Below are 25,732 nucleotides of genomic sequence, written 5' to 3'. Positions count from 1 at the left end.
CCAGGAAGGTCACCAGTTCTCCCACGTGGATGGGCTGGCGAAATACGACCTGATCGACCGACAAGGTCACGACATAGCGCCCCGCGTAGCGGCTGGCACAGGCATAAGCCACCATGTCGAGATACTTGAGGATGGTGCCGCCRTGCACATTGCCGGAGAAATTGGCCATGTCCGGCGTCATCAGCACGGTCATGGAAAGCTGGTGGGACAGGTCGTTCATGATGAAATCCGGAATCTGGAAGCGGCCGGGCGGACCCGCGAAGCGGGTCGAAAGGCTGGTGCCGACGATCGGCAGTTTAACCCGGAACGGGCCCCTTGCCTTGTGGCGGAGCACGTCCCGGCGCACCCCGGCGCCAACAAAAAAGCGGCCTTTCGGGCCGCCTTCTTATCAGCGCTCAAGGCGCGGACTGCTTACTTCTTCTTGTTCACAGCGTCCTTGAACCCTTGGCCGGCAGAGAACTTGACCGTCTTTGCGGCCGGAATCTTGATGGTCTCGCCGGTACGCGGATTGCGGCCGGTACGCGCGGCGCGCTTGCCGGAGCTGAAGCTGCCGAAACCCACCAGCGTTACCGAATCACCCTTGGCAACCGCCTTCTTAATATTGTCCAGAGCCGCATTCAGTGCGCGCTCTGCCGCTGCATTGCTCAATTCGGCGTCCGCGGCGATGGCAGATACCAGTTCACCTTTATTCATGGCTGATTTCCCTTGTTGGTCGTCTTGATCGGAGTGTCTGCCACGCGGCAAATTACCGATCGGCGCAGTCTAATCCGCGCTTTACGCATTGGGCAATCCCCAGTGGCACCAATGCAACGAAAAAAGCCGCAAATCCTTGAGTCAAGCGCCTTTGCGGGGAATTTACCCCCCTTTTCCGCCCTTTCAAATGCGCCCGTTGAGGCTAGGCAGAATTCGAACGCGCGTACGGGCGACGCGCATCCCTTGTGGCGCGATGCGGCTTTGCTTCGTCCGCTCGCTACCACCGCCGGTGCGATGCGCGGATCACAGGCGGCGGCATGCCCCGATTCTGGGCAAGAGCGGTGCAATCTCCCATTATGGTGCATGGGTGTGAGAGGGCTACGCCCCAAATCAATGCGGTGCATCATTTTGGCGCAGGCTTTTGCCTGTCCCCACAGGGACTGCAAGGCGATCGCCCTCGCTGCTATCAACGGGGCAGCCCCCGCAGGCGCGACAATCCGGTGCAAAAGCACCCAACACGGTGCAGATTCCCCGCCAGGATGCCCCACACTGGAATGCTTTTTGCATACCAGTGCTCCCATTTTGAGCACGAGGAATGTATGGACAATTGGAAAAGCGGCACCGACGCCCTGTTCATCCTGCTGGGGGCGATCATGGTGCTCGCTATGCACGCGGGCTTTGCGTTTCTTGAGTTAGGCACGGTGCGCAAGAAGAACCAGGTCAACGCCCTGGTCAAGATATTGGTGGATTTCGCCATTTCCACCATCGCCTATTTCTTCATCGGCTACACCGTGGCGTATGGGGTCGAATTCTTTACCAGCGCCCATGAACTGGCGCAACGAAGCGGCTATGAACTGGTGAAGTTCTTTTTCCTGGCAACTTTTGCGGCCGCCATTCCCGCCATCATTTCCGGCGGGATTGCCGAGCGCTCGCGTTTCAATCCGCAACTGGTGGCAACCTTCGTCCTGGTTGGCCTGGTGTATCCCTTCTTCGAAGGCATCGCCTGGAACAACCGGTTCGGCGTGCAAGACTGGATCACCTCCGTCGCGGGCGTGCCCTTCCACGACTTCGCCGGCTCTGTCGTGGTTCACGCCATGGGCGGCTGGATCGCGCTGCCGGCAATCCTGCTGCTGGGCGCGCGCCGCGGACGCTACCAGAAGGACGGCCGCATCAGCGCCCACCCGCCCTCCAATATCCCCTTCCTGGCGTTGGGCGCCTGGGTGCTGGCGGTGGGGTGGTTCGGCTTCAATGTCATGAGCGCGCAGACCGTCGACAAGATCAGCGGGCTGGTCGCCATCAATTCGCTGATGGCCATGGCGGGCGGTACCCTGGCCGCCTGGGCGGCGGGCCGCAACGACCCCGGCTTTGCCTACAACGGCCCGCTTGCCGGCCTAGTGGCGGTCTGCGCGGGCTCGGACCTGATGCATCCGTTGGGTGCGCTGGTGACCGGGGCCATCGCCGSCGCGCTGTTTGTTTACCTGTTTACGCTGGCCCAGAACAAATGGCATATCGACGACGTGCTGGGCGTCTGGCCGTTGCATGGGCTGTGCGGTGCCTGGGGCGGCATTGCCGCCGGTATCTTTGGCAGCCAGGCGCTGGGCGGCATCGGCGGCGTCTCCCTGGGCGCGCAGACGATCGGCACGCTGCTTGGCATCGTCATCGCCCTGGTGGGCGGCACCGTGGTCTACGGCACATTGAAGAAGCTGGTCGGCATCCGGCTCGATGCCGAATCGGAATACAACGGCGCGGACCTGTCGTTGCATCGCATCTCCGCCACGCCGGAGCGCGAAACCAACTGGTAAGCCGCGGCGCGCAGGGGGCTTGCCCCCCCGCGCCATCCGCTGCCGCGGATCCCCGGCCGTTGGCGGCCAGTGGCGCGCTGCGCTCGTGGCGGCCATTTTGTGCTTGAACTTCCGCACGCGGCGTAGCAATAATGCGTTGCCCGCACTCGTGTCTTGCCCCCGATGCGCCCGGGAATCCGCTGCACGATGTTCGTTGCCCGTGTACCTGCCGAGCCAGCAAGGGAGAACCGCGATGGATGCTACAACGCTGCAGAAGCTTCAGGACGTAGTGATTGCCTATGCGACCGAATTCGGGATCAAGATACTTGCTGCCCTCGCCTTCTGGGTGATCGGCCGGTCGCTGATTCATTTCGTGGTGCGGCTGGTGCAGGGGGCGCTGGCCAAGCAGAAGGTCGATCCGACCTTGCTGCGTTACGTCGGGTCCATCGTCACGGTCACGCTCAATGTCGTGCTGGTGATCGGCATCCTGGGCTATTTCGGCATCCAGACCACCACCTTCGCCGCGCTGATCGCCGCGGCCGGCGTTGCCATCGGCATGGCCTGGTCGGGCTTGATGTCCAACTTTGCCGCGGGGGCTTTCCTCGTGGTGCTGAGGCCATTCAAGGTCGGCGATTTCGTCACGGTGGGTGGAATCACCGGCACGGTCAGGGAGATCGGCTTGTTCTGCACCACGCTGGATACGCCCGACAATGTCCTGACCGTGGTCGGCAACAACAAGATTTTCGCGGACACCATCCAGAACTTCAGCGCCAACGCCTACCGCCGCGTTGAACTCAAGGCGCAGCTGGCCGGCAGTACCGACCACATCGCCGCCGCCGCGCTGCTCAAGGAACGCATGGCCGCACTGCCCAACGTGCTGACTGAACCGCCGCCGGACGTGGAGATTCTCGAATTCAACCTGGTCGGCCCCGTCCTTGCCGTGCGTCCATACTGCCATACCGATCATTACTGGCAGGTGTATTTCGACACCAACCGCGTGATCCGCGAGAGCTTCGGCGAGGCCGGATTCTCCGCGCCGATGCCAGCCCAGCTGGTGGTGCTGCAAAACAGCGCGGCCACGTAACCGTGCCGAGAAAGGAGGCGCCGGAAGCGTGGAACCAGGCCGCCCCGCTACGCTACGGCGGCAGCAGTCAGCCGGCGCCGTGCGCCGGTTTGCCTGAACGGCCGAAGACGCGCATCAGTACCGCACCGGTACCGCAAATACCCATGACTACCGCCAGCGGCAATGCACTGCCGTCGCGCCAGAAGCTGACCCCGGCGCCGGCCAGGGTGCCCAGCCCGAATTGCAGCGTCCCCATCAACGCGGACGCTGTGCCGGCCCGCTGGCCCTGCTCGGCCATGGCCAGGGCCGACGCGTTCGGCAGGATGCATCCAAGGCTGGCGATAAACACAAAGAATCCGGCCAGCAACACCGGCAACGGCGCCAGTCCGGCCAGCACCGCGGCGGCCAATGCCAGGCCTGCCGCGCACGGCGCAACCAGGGCGCCCCCCAGCACGTGGTCAAGCGTGCGGTTGCGCACCAGGCGCGCGTTAAGTTGCGACATGCCAATCAAGCCCAACGCGTTGGCACCGAATACGAAGCCGTAATAAGAGGGATCGATGCCATGCAACTCGATCAGCACGAACGGCGACCCCGCAATATAGGCGAACATCCCGGCTTGCGCACAGCCGGCAGACAGCGAATAGCCGACGAAGCCCCGGTCTCGCAGCAGCTCGCCGTAGTTGGCGAGTACGCGGCCAAGGCGCAGTGGCATGGCATTGACGGTGTCGAGCGATTCTTCCATGTACCGGTGGACCACCCACAAGATCAACAGGCTGCTGGCGCAAAGCAGCCAGAAGATGGCGCGCCAGCCGAAGGCCGCGAGCACGGCCCCGCCAATGATGGGTGCCAGGATCGGCGCCAGGCCCATCACCAGCATCAGCGAGGAGAAGGCGCGCGCGGATTCGTGCGCCTCCAGCCGGTCGCGGATCACGGCACGGGCCATTACCATGCCCGCACAGCCGCCCAGGGCCTGCAAGAAGCGCCACAGCATCAGCGCCTCGACGTCGCGCGCGAGCGCGCATCCGGCCGCTGCGAGCGCATAGGACAGCAGGCCAATGTACAGCGGCGGCTTGCGGCCAAAGCGGTCGCTGATCGGGCCATAGAAGGCCTGCCCCACCGCCAGTCCCACCAGAAAGGTTCCCAGCGTGAGTTGCACACGCCCGATATCGACCCCAAGATCGCCGGCCAGCGCAGGGAAGCTCGGCAGGTACATATCAATCGAAAGGGGCGCCAGCGCAGTGAGCGAAGCGCATACCAGGAGCCAAAGCGGGAAACGCGCGGACTGTGGGGCGCGGGCGGAGCGAGTCATCGAAACATCCTGAGGAACAACGGGGCGGCCGGAATGGCCACCTGCGCCAATGCGTCAGCGACGCGAGCGGCGCGGGAGCGGTAAGAAGCGTAATTGTTGCATAGCGTAACAAGCCGCGCACCCGACACGCCGCGCGGCGATGATGCAGGCGCGCATCCGCCTGGACGCGCGCAACTGTGATGACAGGCCCGACGGTGCCGGTACTTACCCTGGCCGCCGGCGCGGCCGGTTTGCCGTGGGCGCAGCAAGCGCGCGCGGCAACGCCGCCAGTCAGGGCCGCCGCCTCCGCACCCGTCGTGGTGGACGAAGCCGATGCGCTGGCGCAAATGCTCAAGGGCGCGGCCACTGGCCAGAACACCGGCGCAGCGGGCGTACCGGAATTGCTGCGCAACACCGCGCGGCCGGACAACATACTGTCGCGGGCCTGCCGACAACTCAACGATGCGCTGCCCATCGAAATCGATGGCGAGACGCGCCTGCGCCRCTGCCAGTCGGTACCGGGCAAACACATCCTCTTCCAGCTTGAGCTGACCAAGTATCGAGGCCCCATGCTGGACCTCGCCAGCTTCGAGCTCAGCTATGCCGCGCCCCTGCAGCGCAATATCTGCGCCAACCGGGATGTGGAAATCCTGACCAAGCTGGGCATCAGCATGATGTTCCGCTATATGACGCGCAACGAGCGGGGCGAGYGCCGCGTGGGCGACGTCTACATCAACGCGCCCATCTGCTCTTCGGCGCTGCGTTAAACCGTTTGATTTCCTTGCCGCGACACCCTGGAGTGCCGGGGCCGGCGGGCGCCCGTTGCGGGCACCCGCTCCCCTCGCAAGACTCAGGCAAGCCGCGGCCGCAGCGGCACCACATTGGCAGCGCGCCGGGGCAACACACGGGTTTCCTTCCATCCCGAATGCGCCAGCGGCGAACCCCAGACCAGTTCATGCAGACTGGCCAGCGCAAAGGGATCGCCCAGCAGCACGTGCTTTTCGGCGGCGCTGAGGCCATCTGGCCCGGCGGTGAGAGCCTGGTGCACCAGCGCGGCATGTTCCTGTTGCGTGGCCTGCGGCTGTACCACGCGGGGCGAGCCGGTGGCGCACATCAATGCATTGGTCACGGGATCGACCACGGCATCGATAAATGCCGGCGGTTCGCCCGCGGCCTCGACGTGCTTCTGCATGGCGGCCATTTCGCGCGGCGGCGTGGCCTCCTCCGGCGTCACGAACAGCCTGGCGCGGCGCAGCGCACGGCCAAACGAAACCCGCGACAGCCACACCGAGAGCGGAATCGAGAAGGCCAGCGAGCCGACGATCGGCAGCAGCCACCAGACAAAATTTGGATCCAGCCACAGCACCAGTCCGCCCCATGCAAGCCCTAGCAAGGTATGCATGCCATGACGGCGAAATGCTTCGCCCCAGGTCGTCTCCGCATCCTCGCGCGGAGGCGATTTCCAGGTAATCCCCCAACCGCTGTATGCCGCCGCCACGAACTTGGTGTGGAACAGCATCCGGACGGGGGCCAGCAAGGCCGACATCACCACCTCGATCAGCATCGAAGCGACCAGGCGCAGCGGCCCGCCATAGTTGCGCGAGTCTTTCATCAGCAGCAGCACGCTGGCGACCTTGGGCAGGAACAGCAGCGTGGCGGTAGCCGAGAACAAGGCCAGCGCCTTTTCCGGATGCCACTCGGGCCAGGTCGGGAACAACTGGTAAGGCTGCGTGAAATACTCCGGCGGTACCAGTGCGTGCTTGGCCAGCATGATGGTGGACAGCACCAGGAACAGGAACCACAACGGCGCCGAAAGATAAGCCATCACGCCAGTGAGGAACACGGCGCGGTGCACCGCGTGGAAGCCCTGCTTCATCCACAGGCGGAAGTTCATCAGGTTGCCCTGGCACCAGCGGCGATCGCGCTTGACCTCGTCAAGCAGGTTCGGCGGCAGTTCCTCGTAGGAACCCTCGAGATCATAGGCAATCCACACGCCCCACCCGGCCCTGCGCATCAGGGCGGCCTCGACGAAATCGTGCGATAGGATTTCCCCCGCCAGGGGCCCCTTGCCGGGCAAGGGCGCCAGCGCGCAGTGCTCCATGAAGGGCAGGATGCGGATGATGGCGTTGTGGCCCCAGTAGTGCGATTCGCCAAGCTGCCAATAGTGCAGTCCTGCGGTGAACAGCGGACCGTACACGCGCGTGGAGAACTGCTGCACCCGCGCATACATGGTCTCGCGCCCCACTGCCAGCGGTGCGGTCTGGATGATGCCGGCGCCGGGGTTGCCTTCCATCAGCTTGACCAGCGTGGTCAGGCATTCGCCGCTCATCACGCTATCGGCGTCAAGCACCACCATATAGCGGTACGCACTGCCCCAGCGGCGGCAGAAGTCGGCCACGTTGCCGGTCTTGCGCTTGACGCGGTGACGGCGCCAGCGATAGAAGATTCGGCCAAAGCCATTGACCGCGCGGCAGGTTTCCATCCACGCATCGGTCTCGGCGGTACGCAGGTCCGGGTCGCCGCTGTCGGACAGCACGAAGAAATCGAAGCGCGCCAGTTCGCCGGTGCGCTCCATCGACTCATAGGTCGCGCGCAGCCCGGCGAAGACCCGGTTCACGTCCTCGTTGCAGATCGGCATGATGACTGCCGTGCGCGCCTCTTCCGCGATGGGTCCGTCCACCGCTGCCGAACGCGAAATCAGATGGCGGTCGCCGCCCTTGGCCAGCACAAGGAAACCCATCATCGCGGTCCAGAAACCCGCGGACACCCACGAGAACAGGATAGCGAAGAGCGCCAGCACGGCGATCTCGAGCGGGTCGGTGCCGTGATAAGGCAGCACCTTTGTCATGAAGTAGGTGGCCAGTGTGGTCTGCCCGGCCACTAGGCCAAGCAGCACCCAGCGGCGATGCGCGCCCGCGGGATGCCACTTGCCCTCGGCGTCGGGACCATCGTGCAAGGTGTCCCAGGTTTCAGGCACGGGTGGGCGGCCAAGCACGCGCCGGCCCAGGTTGCGAAGGAAACCGGTGACGATGTGCGGGGGCCATGCCCGCGGCACCATCGAGCCGCGCTCGGGGGCCGGGCCGGTGTCGATATGCACGGTGCCATCGGCGCGGCGTTGCACCAGGGGCTCGCCCGCCGCTTGCGGGGCGCCGTACGCGAGATTGAGGCGACGCCCTACCGAACCGTAGGTAGCGCCCGCCGGCGACTGGCCAGCGTCTTTAGCCGCGAGTTTTTGCTGCAGCGAATGAATGGCCGATTCGGGATCCGCGTCATCGCCGCAAGCGACATTGTTGAGAAGCTCGCGGCGCAGGTCTGGAGAGACCGGCACGCGATCGAGATAGCGCTCGCATGCCGCCGGGGCCGTGCGCTGCTTTAGCCTGGGGGTAAGATGTAGCTCCACGTCTCGGATAGGGTTGTATTGCCGTTGCGAAGATAGCCGCGCAATTCGACCGGTTTGTTTTCGTCCTTGCGGCGCACGACCATCGTCATGCGCCAGCCGCCGGTTGCTTCATTGCGCTGCGTCGAAGTGTTCAGCAGCTCCCCGTTGCTGTCGGCCGAGATCACCGGATCGATCCGGGTATCCGCAGCCAGTTTCTTGAAGACTGGGCCTTCAAAATCCACCACCAGCGAAAAACTGGTGTCGTCCTGCTTGCGGCTCAGCCCCTGGCCACGCCGCGTTTGTGTCACCCACGACAGCGGCGGCTGTTTTTCGCCGTCCTTCTGCCACAGCAGGCGATATTCGAAATCGAAAGCTTGTTTGGGCTTGGGTGGGTTATCGGGCACCCAGTACGCCACGATGTTGTCGTTGRTCTCGTCCGGAGTCGGGATCTGCACCAGCTCGACCCGGCCCGAACCCCAGTTGCCCTTGGGCTCCACCCAGGCGCTCGGGCGGCGCTCGTACCACGCGCCGATTTCCTGGTAATTGCCAAAATTGCGGTCGCGCTGCATCAGGCCGAAGCCCTGCGGATTGGTCGCCGCGAACGAGGTCACCAGCAGGCGCTTGGGGTTGCTCAACGGCCGCCACAGCCATTCGCCTGTGCCGAGTTGCACCGAAAGACCGTCGGAGTCATGCACCTCGGGCCGGTAGTCCTGCACCGCCGAAGGCTGGTTCTCGCCAAACAGGTACATGCTGGTCAGCGGCGCCAGGCCAAGCTTGGTGACGTTCTCGCGCATGAACAGGCGCGACTTCACCTCCATGGCGGTTTCCGCGCCCGGCCGGATCACGATGCGATAAGCCCCGCTCATGCGGCGCGAATCCATCAGGGCATAGATGGTCAGTTGCTTGTCCGCCGGTGAAGGCCGCTCGATCCAGTATTCGACGAAACGCGGGAACTCCTCGCCCGAATTGAGCGCGGTATCCACCGCCAGGCCACGCGCCGACAGGCCATACCATTGGTCCTTGCCGAGCGCACGGAAGTAACTGGCGCCCAGGAAGGAAACGACTTCGTCCTTGCTCTTGGCGTTGTTGAGGGGATAGAGCACCCGGAAGCCGGCGAAGCCCAGCGGCTTGAGCTTGGCGGCATCGACCTTGTGCGGGCCATAGTTGAAGGCGGCCGGATCGAAACGAATCTCGCGCGCGCTGCCGCTCACCACTTCGTTGATGCGCACGGGCTGGTCGAACACCATGCCCTCATGGAAGAACGAAAGCTCGAAGGGAAGCTTGGCATTACGCCACTGGAATCGCTCGGGCTTGTACTCGATCTCGCGATATCGCTCGTAGGACAGTTCGCGAAGTTCGCGAGGCAGGTTCTGCGCAGGCGCCTTGTAAGGCGTTCCGGCCAGCTGGCGCGCGCGCGCCGCCACGGTATCGAAGTCGAACGCGTGCGCGGCCATCGCGCACACCGCCAGCATGCCGCCGCACAACCACCTGCCCAGACGCATGGCGCCCGCATTGGCGCGTGCCGCTGTATGGGGTTGGRCAGATTGGATGGTTGGCAGGGTAACGGTTTCGGACATGGATGCCAGTGACAGGCAGAGTTGGAAAATCGGGGTCGATCAGTCACCGCAGCAAAAGGCGGGCCACCATGCGGCCGCGATGACAAAAGCAACGGCGGGATGCTGGCCGCGAAGATACCGGGAAGCACGGATAAGGATCTTGCGGCGCATTGTTTTCACTTGATCAAGCGTATATCGGGCTTGTTGCAATGCGCAAAAGAACCTTAACAATTCGAGCCTGGGAAGTCACGTTTCGATCACGCAACGTTTGCAACAAATTGAAACCCCGGTCGTCCGGACGCCGCTTTCGGTGCCGATCCCGTGCTGGGGCGTCACATGGACAACATCGCTGGATCAGCGCGCGGTGCCGCACAGGGCACGTTGTGTACGCAGCCATTTCTACAGCCCCTTCCCTGGCGCTGCCGCCAGGTCTGATAGCCGGGGCGAGCATCTCGCCGTCGTCTCGCATGCCGCTGCACCCCGCTTCGCTACTTGAGGCCGACGTCCGAATCTGCAACGCTAGGACATGGATTGGACGCCGTCAATGCGCGCGGCGTGGCCCCGTACGGCACTGGAACGGCGCATGGCGCACCTGCGAAATCGTGCACTGCACCCGGATCAGGCCTGCGAACGTTTGAAGCAGACGTTCGGGAAAGTCGGACCAGCTGTCAGCTGGCGTTGTGCGACGGGAAGCCGGTGTGAATACATCCGGGCAAAAAAAGAGAGGCCGCAGCCTCTCGATCAGGTTCCGCCTCGATGCCAGTCCCCCCGGAATGGCGCATGGCGCCGCTGGACATCGGTACCGGGCACGCCGCACCGCGTGATGCAACGCGCGGTGCGGCGGACGCGGGCGGCGTGGCGAACTAGCCCGGCCAGCGCATGCGCGCGGTGGCGCAATGACGCAAGGGCTGCCTGTCGCCTTTCGCTATCGGCGCTCAGGCGCCTTTATTCATCATCTTGTCGCTATCGGGAGGTGCGTGGTTCTTTTTCGTCTTGGCGGGCTTTGTCGCCTTGCTCGAGCTTGCCGCGGCAGGCTTATCGCCGGCGGCGGGAGCCGACGCCTGCGCATATGCACCCGCGCCAAACATGGCCAGCGACAACATCACGATCCACTTCTTCATATCAGCCTCCTGGTCAGCTGTGGAAAGAAGCCTGGCCGTGGCCCTTGGCGGCCACAGGCACCCCGCTTCATCACCATCAACAACGGCACAAGGTCGGGATGGGTTGACGCATCAGCACGCCCATCGACACTGCGGCGCAGCATTGGATGCATCCAGGTGCGCCGGCAAAGGCCTCAATGGCACAACCGGCCCAGCAGTTCGCCGGCAATGGTGCCGGCGTTGGCCGGCTGCGGCATGCCGGCTTGTGGCGCGCTGATGGTGTAGAGCGATTCGCCGCGCGCGTAGCGTTTGGCATAGAGCGTCTGCTCGACCACCGCGTACATGGACGTGGCGCAGTTGAAGACCATGCGCCTGAGCGAGGAGCGGATCGGTTCGCCACTGGCGGTGCGAATCACGCCGGCCGGCGCGTTACGCATGACGGCCACGCCGACCTCGGGCCCCCGGCGGCGCACCGAACTCTTGTCAAAGTAGGAGACCACCCCGTTTGCGCCCGTCAGGGGCAGCCAGCGCTGCGGGTCGGGCGCCGAAGGATCCGGCGCGGCCACCATCGCGCAACCCTCGCGCGGCGTGGAACGGAACACCGTGCCCCCATTGGGAGCCTGGCACTCATATAAACCCGCGGCGGCGGGGCGAACCGTTGCGGTAACCGGTTCGGCATACGCGGCAAGACAAATGCTACTGCCGATCAGCACGGCGGCAGCATGGAATAAGGCGCGCAAGGACATGGACGGACCCTCGTGTAGACCAAAAAACAGCCCGCATTGTCGCATACCGTGCCGCGGCCGCCTTCCGGCAGGCAGCTAGCCCCTCGCTTCAGCCCCCCCCCCCCATCGAAGGTGCGTTGCCGCATCATGGATGCAGCGCGATAGCGGCACGCACTCTGCCCGGAGAGTTGAATCAATAATCGCTCAATCCCGATTATTAGGAAAATCCTCAAATCGAAAAAGCCATGGGATTTTGGGGAATTTCTCAATGGCAATAGACCATAGCCACTGACTTTCACCCCTTTCATGACCCTATGCCACGCGCTACCTCATGCGCTGCCAACAGCCACGCCCCGGTGGGCACTGGAGGGCGGGCTTTCGGACGTCCGCTTCGACAGCGCCTCCAGCGCGGCGCGCGAGGCATCGTCGGCCGGGAAAAAGCACTCGATGCGCATTTCCTGCAGCGTGACATCCTGCGGGATGCCCAGCGTGGTCAGCGTCGAGAACAGCGAGGCGCGGAAACCTTCGGCCGCCAGCGCCACCGGCAACATCGGCGGTGGCGTGCGTTCCGCGGCTTCGTCATCGAACAGCGGGACGCCGGCCGGGCCGACCATGTCGGGATGCCATCCGGCAATCCGGTTGAAGATTTCGCGCGCGGTCTGGTCCTGCGCCTGCGTTTGCAATTCCTGCCAGACGCGCCGCAACAGGTAACGCCCCACCTGCCGCGCGTTTTCGATGACCGGCCACAGGCCATCCGGATTGAAGACGGTGAGCATCAGGTTGATGCGCCCGCTGTTCTCCTCCAGCACGGATGGCGCGCGATCGCCCAGCAGTACCCCGATCATGCGGCGGTATGCCTGGTTGGCATCGAGCATGTTCCAGAAGCGATCCAGCACCACCGCCGGATACGGCTCTTGCTTGGACAGGATCAGCGCGACCGCCTGTTGCACCATCTGCAGCGCGGGCGCGGCCAGCCCGTGCTCGCTGTAGGCCGGCGCAAACCCGCCGGCCAGCAGCAGGCGGTTGCGCTGCCGCAGCGGCACGCCGAGCCGGTCGGCCAGCGCCAGCACCATCTCGCGGCTGGGCCGGGCGCGGCCGGATTCAAGGAAACTGATATGCCGCTGGGAGACCCCTGCCGCCAGTGACAGCGCGAGCTGGCTGTAGCCGCGTTTGCCGCGCCAGTAGCGCAGCAGGCCGGGGAAGTCGAGTGCGGTTTCGGAGCTGGGGGTCAGGGTGTCCATGGCCGTATTACAGCATGGCGATGGCCACCTGGCGACTACCTCCGAGGTAATCGCAGGTTCAACGCCCCGTGTCGGGCGACTCCGGCGAGCGTGCGTCCTCGGCGGCATCCGGCAAGTAGATCCTCGCCAGCCCTTTGGTAATGGCTTCGACGATCTGTTCGCGCCGCAACGCGATATGCGCGCTGAGATAGCGCTCGCCCGCCTCCCAGTTCTGGTCCGCCAGGGCGCGCACGATCTCGGCATGTTCGCGCTGGGTGGAATCGCGGCCGATGTTCTCCATGTCGATCCACCGGATGAAGCGGATGCGCTCGTTGAGGCTGGCGAGCATGCGCCTGAGCTCGGCATTGCCGGCCATGGCGGCAATGCGCATGTGAAAACCCTCGTCGAGCTCGACCAGTTCGCGCACCGGCGTATCCGGCGGGACCGATTTGCTCCGATCGAGATAGGCGCCAACCTCCGCGATAGCGGACGGCGTGGCACGCGCGAACGCCAGGCGCAGGCATTCCCGCTCCACCGCGACACGGGCCTCGTACAGATCCAGCATTTCCTGGATTTCGAGCGGGCGGCGCATATAGCCGCGGCTCGATTCCACCAGGAAACCATCCGTGGCCAGCCGGGTAAGCGCTTCGCGCACCGGTGTACGGCTCACGCCCAGCCGCTCGGCCAGTTCAATCTCGTTGAGGCGCTCGCCAGGCCTGAGTTCATACGAAATCGCCATCTCCCGAAGCGTGGTGAACACGTCGGAACCGCGTCTTCGCCTGACGGTGGAAATAGGCGTCTTCATGCTGTTGTCTGCTTCGCTTCGAAAGGATGGGCGCTGGATCATACCGCGTGCCCGTGGCACGTCCGGCCCGGCGCTGCAATTTTAAGTATACTTAACTGTATTCTAATGTGTATCCTTTGCGCATGCCTGCTCAACTGCAACGAAGACAGGCATGCGCCCGGCCCGCAACCAGGGCGGCGCGCGGCCCCTGGATTTGGAGATTCCCCGGATGACTAAGATGAATGGCGCCGAAGCCATGGTGCGGATGCTTCAACTCAACGGCGTGAAGCACGTCTTCGGCCTGTGCGGCGACACCAGCCTGCCCTTTTACGATGCCCTGGCGCGCCTGGACCACGGCATTGACCACATCCTGACCCGGGACGAGCGCAGTGCCGCCTATATGGCCGACGCCTATGCGCGCGTCACTGGCAAGGTGGGCGTCTGCGAAGGCCCGAGCGGCGGCGGGGCTACCTACCTGTTACCAGGGCTGGTCGAGGCCAATGAATCTTCCGTGGCCGTGTTGGGCATCACGTCGGACGTTTCGGTGGGTTCGCGCGGCAAATACCCGCTGACCGAGCTGGACCAGGAGGCACTCTACCGGCCATTGACCAAGTGGAATACCACCGTCGACCGTGCCGACCAGATTCCCGATGCGGTACGCGGCGCGTTCCGCGCCATGACCACGGGCAAGCCGGGTTCAGCCCATATCTGCCTGCCGTACGATGTGCAGAAGCACGAGGTCGATGCCGCCGACGTCTGGGCCCAGCAGGGGCACGACCGTTTCCCCGCCATGCGCTACGCCCCGGATCCCGCGGAAATCGAACGCGCGGCGCAAAAGCTGGTGGCAGCGCGCGCGCCGGTCATCATTTGCGGCGGCGGCGTGGTGATTTCCGGCGCCTGCGGCGAACTCGACGCGCTGGCCGTCATGCTGTCCGCGCCGGTCTGCACCACGGTCAGCGGCCAGGGCAGCCTGGCCGACACCCACCCGCTCAATGCCGGCGTGGTGGGCGCCAACGGCGGCATCATGGCGACCCGCGAGATTGTCGCCCAGGCCGATCTGGTKCTGTTCATCGGGTGCCGGGCCGGTTCGACCACCACCGAGCACTGGCGCTTTCCCGCCCGCAGCGTGCCGATCCTGCATATCGATGCCGACCCGATGGTGATCGCGGCCAATTACCGGACCGAGGTCGGCATGGTGGGCGACGCGCTGCTGGCCTTGCGCGCGCTGAACCCCGCCGTGCGGGACCGCCTTGCGCATCGCCCGGCGGACGCCGCCGACGGCGTGGCGCTGGCTGGCGCGGCGCGTGCCGCCAAGCTGGCCGCGTTCGCCCCCCTGGCTGCATCGCACGATACGCCGATCAAGCCCGAGCGCGTGGTCGATGCACTCAACCGCCTCCTGCCCGACGATGCCATCGTGGTCGCCGACCCCGGTACGCCTTGCCCGTACTTCTCGGCCTACTACAATGCCAGCCGGCCCGGCCGCCACTTCATCACAAACCGGGCGCATGGCGCGCTGGGCTTCTCCATGTCGGCGGGCATCGGCGCCATCGTCGGCCGCCCCGGCGCCACGGTCGTCTCGGTGATGGGCGATGGCAGCTTCGGCTTCACCTGCGGCGAGATGGAAACCCTGGTGCGGCGCAAGATCCCGCTGAAGATGATCGTGTTCTCGAACTCGGTCTACGGCTGGATCAAGGCCAGCCAGAAAGCCGGCTACGACAAACGCTATTTCTCGGTGGACTTCAACCGCACCGACCACGCCCGGGTGGCTGAAGCCTTTGGCGTGAAGGCCTGGCGGGTGGAAGATCCCGCGCTGCTGGATGCTGCCGTCCGGGCTGCGCTGGAGCATGATGGTCCGGCGCTGATCGATGTGATTTCACAGGAGTTGCAGGACTCCGCCGCGCCGGTGAGCCAGTGGATGGGCTGAGGCACAGGGCCGGCAAGCGCGGCCGCCGGCCAGGAAGGACCGCGCACGGGAAGTCACGGACGCCATCAGACGCCAACAGACCAAGGGAGAGGTATTCATGCATTGCCTACGTGTAGCATCCGTCAACCGACGTGCGCTGGTGGCCGGCGTCGCGCTCCTGGCCTGCCTGCTGCCGCTGGCCATCCGGCCCGCGCTGGCGGACAGCGCAACGCCACTGAAGCTGGTCGTGACCTTCCCGCCCGGCGGCAGCACCGACATCGCCGCGCGGATCATCCAGCCCAAGCTGGCCGAGGCGGCCGGCAGGCCGGTGGTGATCGAGAACCGCCCTGGCGCCGCCAGCCAGCTCGCCACCCAGTACGTGGCCCGCTCCGCCCCGGACGGCAACACCGTGCTGGTGAGCTTCGACACCCACGCCATCAATCCGATCGCCAAGTCCAAGCTGCCCTATGACACCTTCAAGGACTTCGTCGGCGTGACCCTGGCGGTACGGTTCCCGCTGGTCATCGGCGCCTCGCCCACCGTGCCCGGCAAAGACCTGCGGACCTTCCTGGACGCCGCCCGACAGGCGCCGAACAAATACAGCTACGCCTCCACCGGGCTTGGCTCGATGAATCACCTGGTCGCCGAGGACCTGAAGCGCCAGGCCAGCGTCGAGTTGCTGCATGTCCCCTATGCCGGCGGCGGGCCCGCCGTGCAGGCCGTGCTCGGCAATGTGTCAAGCCTGACGCTGCTGAGCTACGCGGCGCTCAAGGGCCAGATTGCCGCAGGCAAGATCAAGCCGCTGGCCGTCACCGGCAACCAGCGGCTGCCGGACCTGCCCGATGTTCCGACCGTGGCGGAATCCGGCTTTCCCGGCTTCGAGGCCTATTCCTGGATCGGCATCTTCGCCCCGGCCGGCACCCCGCCGGCGACGGTGCGCAAGCTCACCGAAGCGTTCCAGGCCGCGCTGGCGGACCCTGAAACACACCGCAAGCTGACCCAGGCGGGTTTCGAGGTCGTGGCCAGCGATGGCCCGGCGCTGGACCGCTACGCCCGCGACCAATACGAACGCTGGAATGCATTCGTCAAGAAAGCCAGCCTGAAACTGGAAGACTGAAGGTGCGGAAAGCGGTGAGTATCGCCGCCCTATGTCACCCTGCCGCGCGTTTCGCTCAGGGCCGCGCTCAACCCGTATTTGCGGATCTTCTGGTACAGCGTGCTCTTCGCGATGCCAAGGCGCGACGCGGTCCTGGTCAGGTTGCCGCCGCTGTACGCCAGGGCCTTGCGGATGGATTCCGATTCGGCCATTTCCAGCGAGTACACCGTCTCGGGCGCGCTGCTGGCAAGGCCCTTGGGCAAGCCGGTGGCGCCCGGCATGCCCACCGCGCTGATTTCGAGCGGCAGCTTGTCCATGGTGATCACGCCGCCTTCGGCCATCAGCAAGGAGCCCTCCAGCGCGTTGCGCAATTCGCGGATATTGCCCGGCCAGTCGTAGGCCAGCAGGCACCGGTAAGCGTCGTCATCGAACGAGGCCACCGGCAGGCCGTAGCGCTCGCATAGCTGCCCCAGCCAGTGCGTGACCAGGGCCGGAATATCGTCCTTGCGCTCGCGCAACGGCGGTATCGCGATATTGGTCACGGCGATGCGGTAGAACAGGTCCATGCGGAATTTTCCCGCGGCCACATCGTCGCGCAGGTTCCGGTGGGTGGCGGCGACCAGGCGAAAGCTGACCTTGCGCGGCGTGTTTTCGCCCAGCCGGTAAATTTCCCCCTCTTCCAGCACGCGCAACAGGTGCGGCTGGATATCGAGCGGCATTTCCCCGATTTCGTCCAGAAACAGCGTTCCCCGGTTGGCGGCCTCGATCTTGCCGGGCGCGCCCGATTTGCGTGCCCCGGTGAACGCCCCCTCGGCATAGCCGAAGAGCTCGCTGGCGAGCAGGTCCCGCGACAGCCCCCCGCAATTGAGCGCCACGAACGGGCCATCCGCGCAAGCGCTGGCCTGGTGAATCCCCTGCGCAAACAGTTCCTTGCCGACACCGGTCTCGCCCAGCAGCAGTACCGGCACCCTGGACGGCGCGAGGTGCTGCGCCTTCTCCACGGCGGAGCGCAAGGCAGCACTGCTGCCTACGATCCGTGAAAACGCCGGGGCCAGGCCCGGCCGGGCGGCCGGCACGCCGACAGCACCTGTTGCAAGACGATGCGGCGCGGCAGGGATCACCACGACGAAACCCAGCATCTCACCGTTGTCGCGGATCGCTTCGAAGCGGGTCAGGCGCAGCCATTCGGGGAGTGGTCCGGAGCCCGCGCCCGCCGCGCGGGCGTCCAGGCCGGGGACGGAAAACGCACTGTTCAGCGCCGTGCGCACACCCAGCCGTGCCAGTGCGGCCGGTGCCTGCGGATTGGCCTTGATCAGGCGCCCGCCCGCATCGAGGACGAGCACGCCATCGCTGCGCACCGAGGCAAAATGGCTCATGCAGCGATCCAGCAGGCGCAGGCGGCGCTCCATGGCCAGCTTGGCCAGCCGGCTTTCGATACGGCCGGCCAGCGACACCGTCAACGCCAGGCTATGCCGGCTGTAGGTCTGCGCCAGGCCGGACACATCGATGACCCCAAGCACGCCGCCGTCCAGCGGATCGCGGATGACCGTGGCCGAGCAGGTCCAGCGCTTGATGCCGGCGCAAAAATGCTCGGCGCCGTGAATTTGCACGGGCTGTTGCAAGGCCAGCGCGGTACCGATGGCATTGGTCCCGCAGTTGAGCTCGGTCCAGTCGCAGCCGGGAATCAGGCCCACTTCCCCGGCCGGCTCGACGATGCGCATATCGCCCTCCTGCTGGAGGATCATCCCGTCGGGATCGGCCAGCAGCATGATGGTGCCGGTCTGGGAGAGAAACTCGCGGGTCTGCTGTATCAACGGAAGGCTGGCGCTGAGCAGGCGATCGTTCTTCTCCCGCCGGGCGCGCAGGGCCCCTTCGTCAAGCGGTGGCGGCGCGGCACCGGCACCGGGATCGACCTGGCCCACCAGACAGCGGCGCCAGGAATCGTCGACCACGCAGCGCAATTCTCCGGCACTCGCCTCACCACCGTCGATCAAGTGTTCCCAGGCGGACATGATGCTGGCGTCGTGGTCGGGATGAGAAAACCAGTCCATCGGTGTGCCGGCTTCTTGCATTCCGTGTCTCCTTGCGGGGGCCCGCTCGATGCGGGCTCGGATGGCCGGTTCGCCGGCTCGTTCTCTTGTCTTGTCTTGTCTTGTCTTGTCTGCTTTGCGGGACCAGGGCCCGCTTCCTGCATGCTACTCCCGACGCTGCCGCCAAAGCCAGCCGGGACTTGCCTATGTGCAAGTTCCAGGCCACGCGCCAGCCATCGGCCGCGCGCCCTGCCGGGCCGCACGCGCGCCGGATCGTCCGCCAGCGACCGGCCGAAAACGAAACGGCCGTCCGAAAATCGAACGGCCGCCAGGCCTTCCGCCCGGGGATGGCCGCTCCATCCCCGGGCCAGAAAGTGGACAAACAATTACTTCCGTGCCGATGCGCGCATCAATCCACGCGCTCCGGCAGCGGCAACTTCACCCAGTCCGTGTAGAACGCATCGATATCCGGCTCGAAGTCGTGGATCACCGGATACCACGGCGTAGGCGCTTCCACGTCGTGCATGGTCCCGCATTTCGGGCAGTAGTACTCGCGGTACACCTGCCATTGGGTATCCGGCGCCATCAGTTGCGGATAGACCTCGGCCATGGCTTCGTCCGTATCGCGCACATAGACGTTGGCGTGCAGCTTCCAGTTCTCCCGATAGTCGCAGAAGACATGGCCGCAGTCGCATTGGGTCACCCAATTCCTGGTCTTGGCTTGCTGCACGATAAACATGTGCGGGCTCAGCGGCAGCACGATGCGATCGTCCCAATCGAGCTTCTTCTGCAGTGCTTCCACGTAAAGCTGGAAGCGCGCGGCATCCTTGGGCATCGACAGCATGCGCAAGGTGGTGTCCCAGTCGAGCTTGCCGTCGACCAGGTTCTTGACCTGTTCACTGGTGTAGGTGGACATATTGAATCCTCTCTGGTGGCGTATTGCCTGATGTCTGTGTTCGCTGGCGTGGGCCGGGCTTCATTCCTCGACCAGCACCACGGTGTTGACGTCGGGCATCTTGGACAGGTCCATGCGGTACTTGGAGCCATAGGTCGGCACGTCCAGTTCGTCCTCGGTCAGGGTCCACGAGTCCGGCAGATCCCAGAACGTACGGAACTGCTGCTCGAACTTCTTCGACAGACCGAAACTGGTGGCGAACATGTGCTGCACCTGGGTCGAAGCGTGCTTGACCAGGATCCGCTCGCGCTCGCCCTTCATCCATTCCTGGACGGGCTGCGAGCGCGCCAGGCGCTGGTTACGGATCTCGACGCGCAGCAGCGCCGTTTCCCTGGCATCCACCTTCCAGATGCCGTTGCCATCCCTGGTCGCCACGGCGCCGTAGACCTTCTGCGCGTACTCCGGCAACAGCAAGGCGTTGTTCAGGTCCCGCTCGATGGCTTCCGCCTCGCGGTCGAGCGGGTCGCCAAAGCCCGGGCCGCCGCGCAGGTAGTTCAGGTACAGGTCGTAGTTGTCGTAGCAGTCCTCGGTGGTCATGCACTGCTGGTCGCGCTTGACTACCGCGCCGGCGTTGAGGTGGTTCTCGTAATCCGGCAGGTCCGGATTGGCATCGCCGCCCAGCGGCAGGCTGTCGCCGGCGGCAATGCGCTCCTTCAGGCCGGTCTTGTGGGCCTCGAAGCGGTAGCCGGTGGCGGCCGGATAGCCGCCCATCAAGCCCCAGTCGCTGTTCATATAGCCATTGCCCATGAAGAACATGGTCCAGTCCTGCGCTTTCCACACCATGCGCAGCGTCTCGAAACCACAGCCGCCCCGGTACTTGCCGTAGCCGCCGGAATTGGCCTTGGCATTGCGCCCCAGGTAGAGCAGTGGCTCGGCCATTTCCCAGATCTCGATGTCGCCCATGTCGCCTTCCGGGTTCCAGATCGCCGCGGCATGATTCAGCCCATCCTTGATGGCGCTGGCGCCGGTGCCGCACGAGGACGCCTCGAAACTGTTGACCGCGTGGATCTCGCCGTCCTGGTTGATGCCGCCGCCCTGCAGCCAGTTGGAGGTGTTGGCGTTGCCGGCATTGACCTCCTCCAGGTAGCCACGGCTGAAGTAGGCCTGCGAGAGGCCGCGCCACATCGCACTCCAGCCTGAGACCAGGAAATGCCAGGCATAGGCATGGCCGGTGCGGCGGTCGTCCGGGTTCATCCAGGTACCCTTGGGCAGATGGAATTCCGTACCGAAGTAAGCGCCGTCGTTGATGCGCTGCGTGGGCACCAGGGTCTGCGTCATCATCACCCAGATGCCGCTGGTAAAGGCCACCTGATGTTGTATGGCACGTCGACGAAGGCGACCTTGCGGTACTTGCCGGGCAACGTCATCGCCTTGATGCGTGTCTGCAGGCCGCGCCGCCCCTCCTCGATCACCTCGTAGGAGAACTCTTCGTAGGCTTCCAGTCCTTCGTCCTCGATCACTTCTTCGATCAGGTCGCGGATCATGTGGCAGCCCGCAATGCGGGTACGCTCGTCCAGGATCCAGTATTTCGGCGTGCGTACCGAGCGCTGGCTCTCATGCAGCCAGTCGCRCAACGGGGTGTCGTTCACCCCGGTCTTGCGGCAAGTGATCATGTAGCCGTCGCCGAAGCGCTGCACCTGCCCGGTCGACATCGATCCAGGCGTCACCGCGCCGGTGTCGATCACGTGGGTCACGCCGCCCACCCAGCCGACCAGCTTGCCGTGCGCGAAGATCGGCACGATGGTGGCGATGTCGCAAGGATGGACATTGCCGATCGAGCAATCGTTGTTGGTGAACATGTCGCCGGGATGGATGCCGGGATTGGCCTCCCAGTTGTTCTCGATCATGTATTTGATCGCCGCGCCCATCGTGCCGACGTGGATGATGATCCCGGTCGAGGTCAGCACGCAATCGCCCGCGGCGTTGTAGAGCGTGAAGCACAGTTCGCCCTCCTGCTCGACGATCGGGCTGGCGGCGATCTTCTTGGCGGTTTCGCGCGCATGCACCAGGCCGCCGCGCAGCTTGGAGAAGAGCTTTTCGTAGCGGATCGGGTCCCGCTCGCGGAATTCAAGGCGCGTGAGCCCGTTGTAGTGGCCGGTTCTGGCTGTGCGCTCCAGGATGGCGTCGCGGAACTGCTTGAGCGTTTCGCCGGTCTTGAGCAGGTCGGCGAGGCCGACTTCCTTGCTGGACATCATGTTCATGGCGTGTCTCCTTACTTCACTTCTTTGAGGTGGAAGAGGCGATGCTTGTCGAGCGTGGTGGCAAAGCCCTCGGGCACCACGAAGGTGGTCGCGTCCGACTCGATGATGGCCGGTCCGGTAATGATGTTGCCGGGCTGCAGCGCCTCCATCTTCCACAGCACCGCGTCGCGCCACTGCTTCTGGCGGTACAGCGGGCGCGTTCCCAGGCGGGCTTGCGCAGGCGGCTTCGGCCCGCCTTCCGGGTCTTCCGGCAGCACCGGTTTCTGGGTAATCACCATGCCGCGCATGATCGCGCCGGTGACGGAGAAGCCCAGTTCCGGCGAACGCGCCGAGCTGGCGTACACCCTGCCGTAGGTTTCCTCGAAGGCGTCGACGATCTGCTCCCAGTCCCCGGCCGTGGCGGCACTGACGATAGGCGAGCTGATTTCCAGGTCGTTGAGCTGGCCCATGTACTGCATGCGGTAGCCGGGGCGCAGGATCACGTCTTCGGGCTTGAAGCCGTTGATCTTGAACTCCTCGATCACCTTGGCGGCCAGGTCCGACCACGCCTTCTGGATGGTCTGGGCCGCCTGGGCCTTGTCCGCCTCGGCGGCGTCCTGCGGCAGCGCCAGGTCGACGCTCTTGTCATAGCGGTATTCGAAGTCCGCGCAGGCGCAGCCGAATGCCGAGAAGCCCGCCGCCCACGCCGGCACGATCACGTCCTTGAACCCCAGGCMTTCGGTGTAGCCATAGGTATGGACCGGCCCTGCCCCGCCATAGGAGAAGCAGACGAACTCGGTCGGGTTGTAGCCCTTGGCGCTTACATTGGAGCGCAGGTACTCGCGCAGTTGCAGGTCGAGCAGTTCGATCACGCCCGCTGCCGCATCCTCCACCGACAAACCCAGCGGATCGGCGATCTGCGCCTTGATATGCTGGCGCGCCCGCTCGACGTCCAGCTTGATGGCGCCGCCAAGGAAGTTGTCGGGATTGAGGTAGCCCAGCACCACATGGCAGTCGGAAACCGACACCGTGTCCAGCCCGCTCTCCGGCCAGCACGTACCGACGCGGTATCCCGCGCTGTCCGGACCGAGCTTGATGGCGCCGCTATAGGGATCGAGCCGCACGAAGCTGCCCGCGCCGGCGCCCACCGAGTCCATCGTCACCAGCGGCAGCGACAGCACCAGGCGCGCCATGTCGGGATCGGCGGCAATGGCAAAGTTGCCCTTGGTGATGAGCGCCATGTCGAACGAGGTGCCGCCGATGTCGGAACAGGCGATATTGTCGTAGCCCAGGGTCTCGCCCAACAGCTTGGAGCCGATCACGCCGCCGATCGGGCCGGAGACGATGGTGCGTGCCAGTTCCTTGGCCTTCCAGCTGATGGTGCCGCCGTGGGTGGCCATCACCCGCAGGTCGAACTTGGCGCCGTGCTTCCTGAAACGGTCGCTGACCTTCTTGAGCGTTTGCCGCGAGGGCTCGGCCGCGTAGGCTTCGAGCACCGTGGTGTTCATCCGGTGGCTTTCCTTGCGCTGCGGGTAATAGTCCACCGAGGCGAACACGGGGAGATCGGCGCCCAGCTTCTTGAGTTCCTCGCGCACGATGTCGCGAGCTTGCTGCTCGCTGGTGCCGTTCTTGTGCGATTGCAGGAAGCAGATCACGATGGCCCTTGACCCGGCCGCCACCAGTTCGCGCGTTGCCTGGCGCACTTCGTTTTCGCGCAGCGGTATGACGATCGCACCCTGCACGTCGGTGCGTTCGGTCACGCCGCGGGTACGCGACAGCGGCACCAGCGGTTCGTCGTAGCGGTGCGTGTTGAGATGGATACGCTCCTCCAGCGCGTAGCCCAGGTAGCTCTGGATGGCCCGCCCCATCGAATGGACGTGCTCGAAGCCTTTGTTGACCATCAGGCCCACGTCCAGTCCCTTGCGCTGCACGACGCGGTTGAGCATCGCGGTACCCGAGTACACGCAGGTCAACAGTTCGGGATACACGTCGTCGACGCCGCGCTGCCAGTGCGCAAGCGCGTCCTCCGAGGAGTTGAAGATGGCCAGGGATTCGTCTTCCGGGTTGCTTTGGGCCTTGCCGACGACGAACCGCCCGTCGGCGCGCACAAAGAAGGTGTCGGTCATCGTGCCGCCGGCGTCGATGCCCATCACCTGGACTTGTGATTGCACTTCCATATCCTTGTCTCCTTGCTTTGACAGCGTTCACGGCGGCTGCCAGGCAGCGCCGTTGCCAGACTCACCGCGTGGCACGGTGGTCCGGTGTCTGTATCGCAACCGCTGTGCCAGCCCGCGGAGACAAGCGTTTTTTCTTTTTATATCAATGGGATATCGAATATTCCCGGGCTACGGAAAGTGGGAACAAGCGACTTGCACCGTCTCGAACGTCGTGAATTCGAACGGCGCATCGTTCGGTTTTCGCGCTGCGCGGGGGGCGGCGGCCCGTTCGGCCGCAGATACCGCCGGGCGATGGATAAGCCACTCTGTGCAAGGCCGGAAGCGGTCCTGACACACAGCGATGTTATGCTTTGGGCCTCGATAACTCCTGCGCGCACAGGGCGCGCACCCTGATGGAAATTGCCATATTACTGGCGCTGATTCTGATCAACGGCCTGTTCGCGATGTCCGAAATCGCCCTGATGACGGCTCGCAAGGCCCGCCTGCAACGGCGCATCGAAGAAGGCGACCGCGGCGCCATCGAGGCGATCAAGCTGGGCGAAGACCCCACCCGCTTCCTCTCGACCGTGCAGATCGGCATCACTTCGATCGGCGTGCTTAACGGCGTGGTTGGCGAGTCCACCCTGGCCCAGCCGCTCGGTGTGTGGCTGCAAGGCCTTGGCTTGCAGGCGTCGACCGCCGGTTACGTGGCAACCATCATCGTTGTGGCGGGCCTGACGTACTTTTCCATCGTGCTTGGCGAACTGGTACCGAAGCGTCTCGGCCAGATGGCGCCGGAAACCATCGCCCGCCTGGTGTCACGCCCGATTTCCTTCCTGGCGCTGGCCTCCACGCCCTTTGTCAAGCTGCTCTCCAGCTCGACCCGGCTGGTGCTGCGCATGCTTGGCGTCAAGAGCGGCCGTGGCCCGGCCGTCACCGAAGAAGAGATCCATGCGCTGCTGGTGGAAGGCTCGGAGGCAGGCGTCATCGAGCAGCACGAGCACACCATGGTGCGCAATGTGTTCCGCCTCGACGACCGCCAGCTCACCTCGCTGATGGTGCCGCGCGGCGACGTGGTCTGCCTGGACGTGGAAGTCCCGCTGGAAGAAAACCTGCGCCGCATCGAGGAGTCCGATCACTCGCGCTTCCCGGTGGTGCGCGGCGGCATGCACGACATGCTCGGCGTGGTCAGCGCGCGCCAGTTGCTTGCGCGCCGCCTGCGCGGCGAGCCCACCGACCTGGCCGCCGTGGTGCAACCTCCGGTTTTCGTACCGGAGAGTGTGACCGGCATGGAATTGCTGGAGAATTTCCGCATCTCGGGTGGCCAGATCGCTTTCGTCATCGACGAATACGGCGAGGTGCTGGGCCTGGTCACGCTGCAGGACCTGATCGAAGCCATCACCGGCGAATTCAAGCAGGACGGCGTCGGCGAGGAATGGGCGGTGCAGCGCGAGGATGGCTCCTGGCTGCTCGATGGCCTGATCCCCATCCCCGAGCTGAAAGACCGCATTGGCCTGCGCCACGTGCCGGAAGAGGACAAAGAGCGCTACCACACGCTCTCCGGCATGTTGTTGCTGTTGCTGGGCCGGCTCCCGCAAACCGGCGACACGGTGCGCTGGGCCGACTGGAAGTTCGAGATCGTCGACATGGATGGCAAGCGCATCGACAAGGTATTGGCCTCGCGCGTGCCGCCCGAGGACGGCGCCGACGCCGAAACCACCGGCTGATCACCCTGCCCGCCAGGCCTGGTTACGCCAGGCGCCGGATTTTGAGCTCCGTCAAGCCCCCGCGAATCCGCACTATCCCTGTATCCGCAGCTCTTC

Annotated in this window: 18 protein-coding genes and 1 pseudogene; 6 read left to right on the top strand and 13 right to left on the bottom strand. The window is 64.8% G+C overall.

Translation table 11 applies throughout. From position 1 onward, the window contains the following. Together AC1DKD_RS23370 and AC1DKD_RS23365 are read right to left on the bottom strand one after the other, a co-directional pair. Window positions 1-220: acyl-CoA thioesterase (locus AC1DKD_RS23370; RefSeq protein ID WP_477143764.1), on the bottom strand; the 220-nt coding region annotated here is incomplete at its 3' end. A 191-nt stretch (window positions 221-411) separates the two neighbouring features. Next, window positions 412-693, bottom strand: a complete 282-nt coding sequence (locus AC1DKD_RS23365; protein ID WP_017226623.1) for an HU family DNA-binding protein — start codon at window positions 691-693, stop codon at window positions 412-414. Between the two features lie 599 nt (window positions 694-1,292). Here AC1DKD_RS23365 and AC1DKD_RS23360 point away from each other — a divergent pair. Then, window positions 1,293-2,495 (top strand): ammonium transporter, encoded by a 1,203-nt coding sequence (locus AC1DKD_RS23360; RefSeq protein ID WP_477143763.1) that lies wholly within the window; start codon window positions 1,293-1,295, stop codon window positions 2,493-2,495. Between the two features lie 232 nt (window positions 2,496-2,727). Beyond that, entirely contained in the window at window positions 2,728-3,558 is an 831-nt protein-coding gene (locus AC1DKD_RS23355) for a mechanosensitive ion channel family protein (RefSeq protein ID WP_441627749.1), read from the top strand. A 67-nt stretch (window positions 3,559-3,625) separates the two neighbouring features. Here AC1DKD_RS23355 and AC1DKD_RS23350 read toward each other — a convergent pair whose 3' ends face one another. Continuing rightward, entirely contained in the window at window positions 3,626-4,846 is a 1,221-nt protein-coding gene (locus AC1DKD_RS23350; protein WP_441627751.1) for a Bcr/CflA family multidrug efflux MFS transporter, read from the bottom strand. Window positions 4,847-5,025: 179 nt separating this feature from the next. Here AC1DKD_RS23350 and AC1DKD_RS23345 point away from each other — a divergent pair, with 179 nt between their 5' ends. After that, window positions 5,026-5,592 (top strand): hypothetical protein, encoded by a 567-nt coding sequence (locus AC1DKD_RS23345; protein WP_477143762.1) that lies wholly within the window; start codon window positions 5,026-5,028, stop codon window positions 5,590-5,592. An 83-nt stretch (window positions 5,593-5,675) separates the two neighbouring features. Here the strand turns inward: AC1DKD_RS23345 and mdoH are convergent, their stop codons facing one another. The 6 genes from mdoH to AC1DKD_RS23315 all read right to left on the bottom strand — a co-directional run bounded on the left by mdoH (window position 5,676) and on the right by AC1DKD_RS23315 (window position 13,610). Further along, on the bottom strand, window positions 5,676-8,225 hold the full coding sequence (gene mdoH / locus AC1DKD_RS23340) for a glucans biosynthesis glucosyltransferase MdoH (protein WP_441627753.1): 2,550 nt from the start codon (window positions 8,223-8,225) through the stop codon (window positions 5,676-5,678). After that, window positions 8,198-9,781 carry a glucan biosynthesis protein G gene (locus tag AC1DKD_RS23335; RefSeq protein ID WP_477143761.1) on the bottom strand — a complete coding sequence of 528 codons (1,584 nt, stop codon included), beginning with the start codon at window positions 9,779-9,781 and terminating at the stop codon, window positions 8,198-8,200. Before AC1DKD_RS23335 ends, mdoH begins: the two co-directional genes overlap by 28 nt. Window positions 9,782-10,695: 914 nt before the next feature. After that, on the bottom strand, window positions 10,696-10,881 hold the full coding sequence (locus AC1DKD_RS23330; protein ID WP_441627757.1) for a hypothetical protein: 186 nt from the start codon (window positions 10,879-10,881) through the stop codon (window positions 10,696-10,698). Window positions 10,882-11,054: 173 nt separating this feature from the next. Then, window positions 11,055-11,606 carry a surface-adhesin E family protein gene (locus AC1DKD_RS23325; RefSeq protein ID WP_441627759.1) on the bottom strand — a complete coding sequence of 184 codons (552 nt, stop codon included), beginning with the start codon at window positions 11,604-11,606 and terminating at the stop codon, window positions 11,055-11,057. Window positions 11,607-11,914: 308 nt separating this feature from the next. After that, window positions 11,915-12,826, bottom strand: coding sequence for a helix-turn-helix domain-containing protein (locus AC1DKD_RS23320; RefSeq protein ID WP_035861378.1), 912 nt, complete (start codon window positions 12,824-12,826; stop codon window positions 11,915-11,917). Window positions 12,827-12,884: 58 nt separating this feature from the next. Beyond that, window positions 12,885-13,610 (bottom strand): GntR family transcriptional regulator, encoded by a 726-nt coding sequence (locus AC1DKD_RS23315; RefSeq protein WP_441627761.1) that lies wholly within the window; start codon window positions 13,608-13,610, stop codon window positions 12,885-12,887. Between the two features lie 208 nt (window positions 13,611-13,818). On the opposite strand from AC1DKD_RS23315, the gene AC1DKD_RS23310 reads away from it, so the two are divergent. After that, window positions 13,819-15,513, top strand: a complete 1,695-nt coding sequence (locus AC1DKD_RS23310) for a thiamine pyrophosphate-binding protein (protein ID WP_441627763.1) — start codon at window positions 13,819-13,821, stop codon at window positions 15,511-15,513. 97 nt (window positions 15,514-15,610) lie between these two features. Continuing rightward, on the top strand, window positions 15,611-16,609 hold the full coding sequence (locus tag AC1DKD_RS23305) for a tripartite tricarboxylate transporter substrate binding protein (protein ID WP_441627765.1): 999 nt from the start codon (window positions 15,611-15,613) through the stop codon (window positions 16,607-16,609). A gap of 29 nt (window positions 16,610-16,638) precedes the next feature. Here the strand turns inward: AC1DKD_RS23305 and AC1DKD_RS23300 are convergent, their stop codons facing one another. The 4 genes and pseudogenes from AC1DKD_RS23300 to AC1DKD_RS23285 form a co-directional block, all read right to left on the bottom strand. Continuing rightward, window positions 16,639-18,660 carry a sigma-54-dependent Fis family transcriptional regulator gene (locus tag AC1DKD_RS23300; protein WP_441627767.1) on the bottom strand — a complete coding sequence of 674 codons (2,022 nt, stop codon included), beginning with the start codon at window positions 18,658-18,660 and terminating at the stop codon, window positions 16,639-16,641. A gap of 367 nt (window positions 18,661-19,027) precedes the next feature. Then, on the bottom strand, window positions 19,028-19,534 hold the full coding sequence (locus AC1DKD_RS23295) for an acetone carboxylase subunit gamma (protein ID WP_441627769.1): 507 nt from the start codon (window positions 19,532-19,534) through the stop codon (window positions 19,028-19,030). A 60-nt stretch (window positions 19,535-19,594) separates the two neighbouring features. Continuing rightward, window positions 19,595-21,774: pseudogene (locus AC1DKD_RS23290) on the bottom strand (hydantoinase B/oxoprolinase family protein). 11 nt (window positions 21,775-21,785) lie between these two features. Next, on the bottom strand, window positions 21,786-23,930 hold the full coding sequence (locus tag AC1DKD_RS23285) for a hydantoinase/oxoprolinase family protein (RefSeq protein ID WP_477143760.1): 2,145 nt from the start codon (window positions 23,928-23,930) through the stop codon (window positions 21,786-21,788). A 392-nt stretch (window positions 23,931-24,322) separates the two neighbouring features. On the opposite strand from AC1DKD_RS23285, the gene AC1DKD_RS23280 reads away from it, so the two are divergent. Further along, window positions 24,323-25,636, top strand: coding sequence for a hemolysin family protein (locus AC1DKD_RS23280; RefSeq protein WP_441627775.1), 1,314 nt, complete (start codon window positions 24,323-24,325; stop codon window positions 25,634-25,636). The last annotated feature ends 96 nt before the right edge of the window (window positions 25,637-25,732 follow it).

It is taken from the genome of Cupriavidus sp. 05T313, from assembly GCF_056396665.1.
This window is presented reverse-complemented; position numbering and strand designations above follow the sequence as displayed.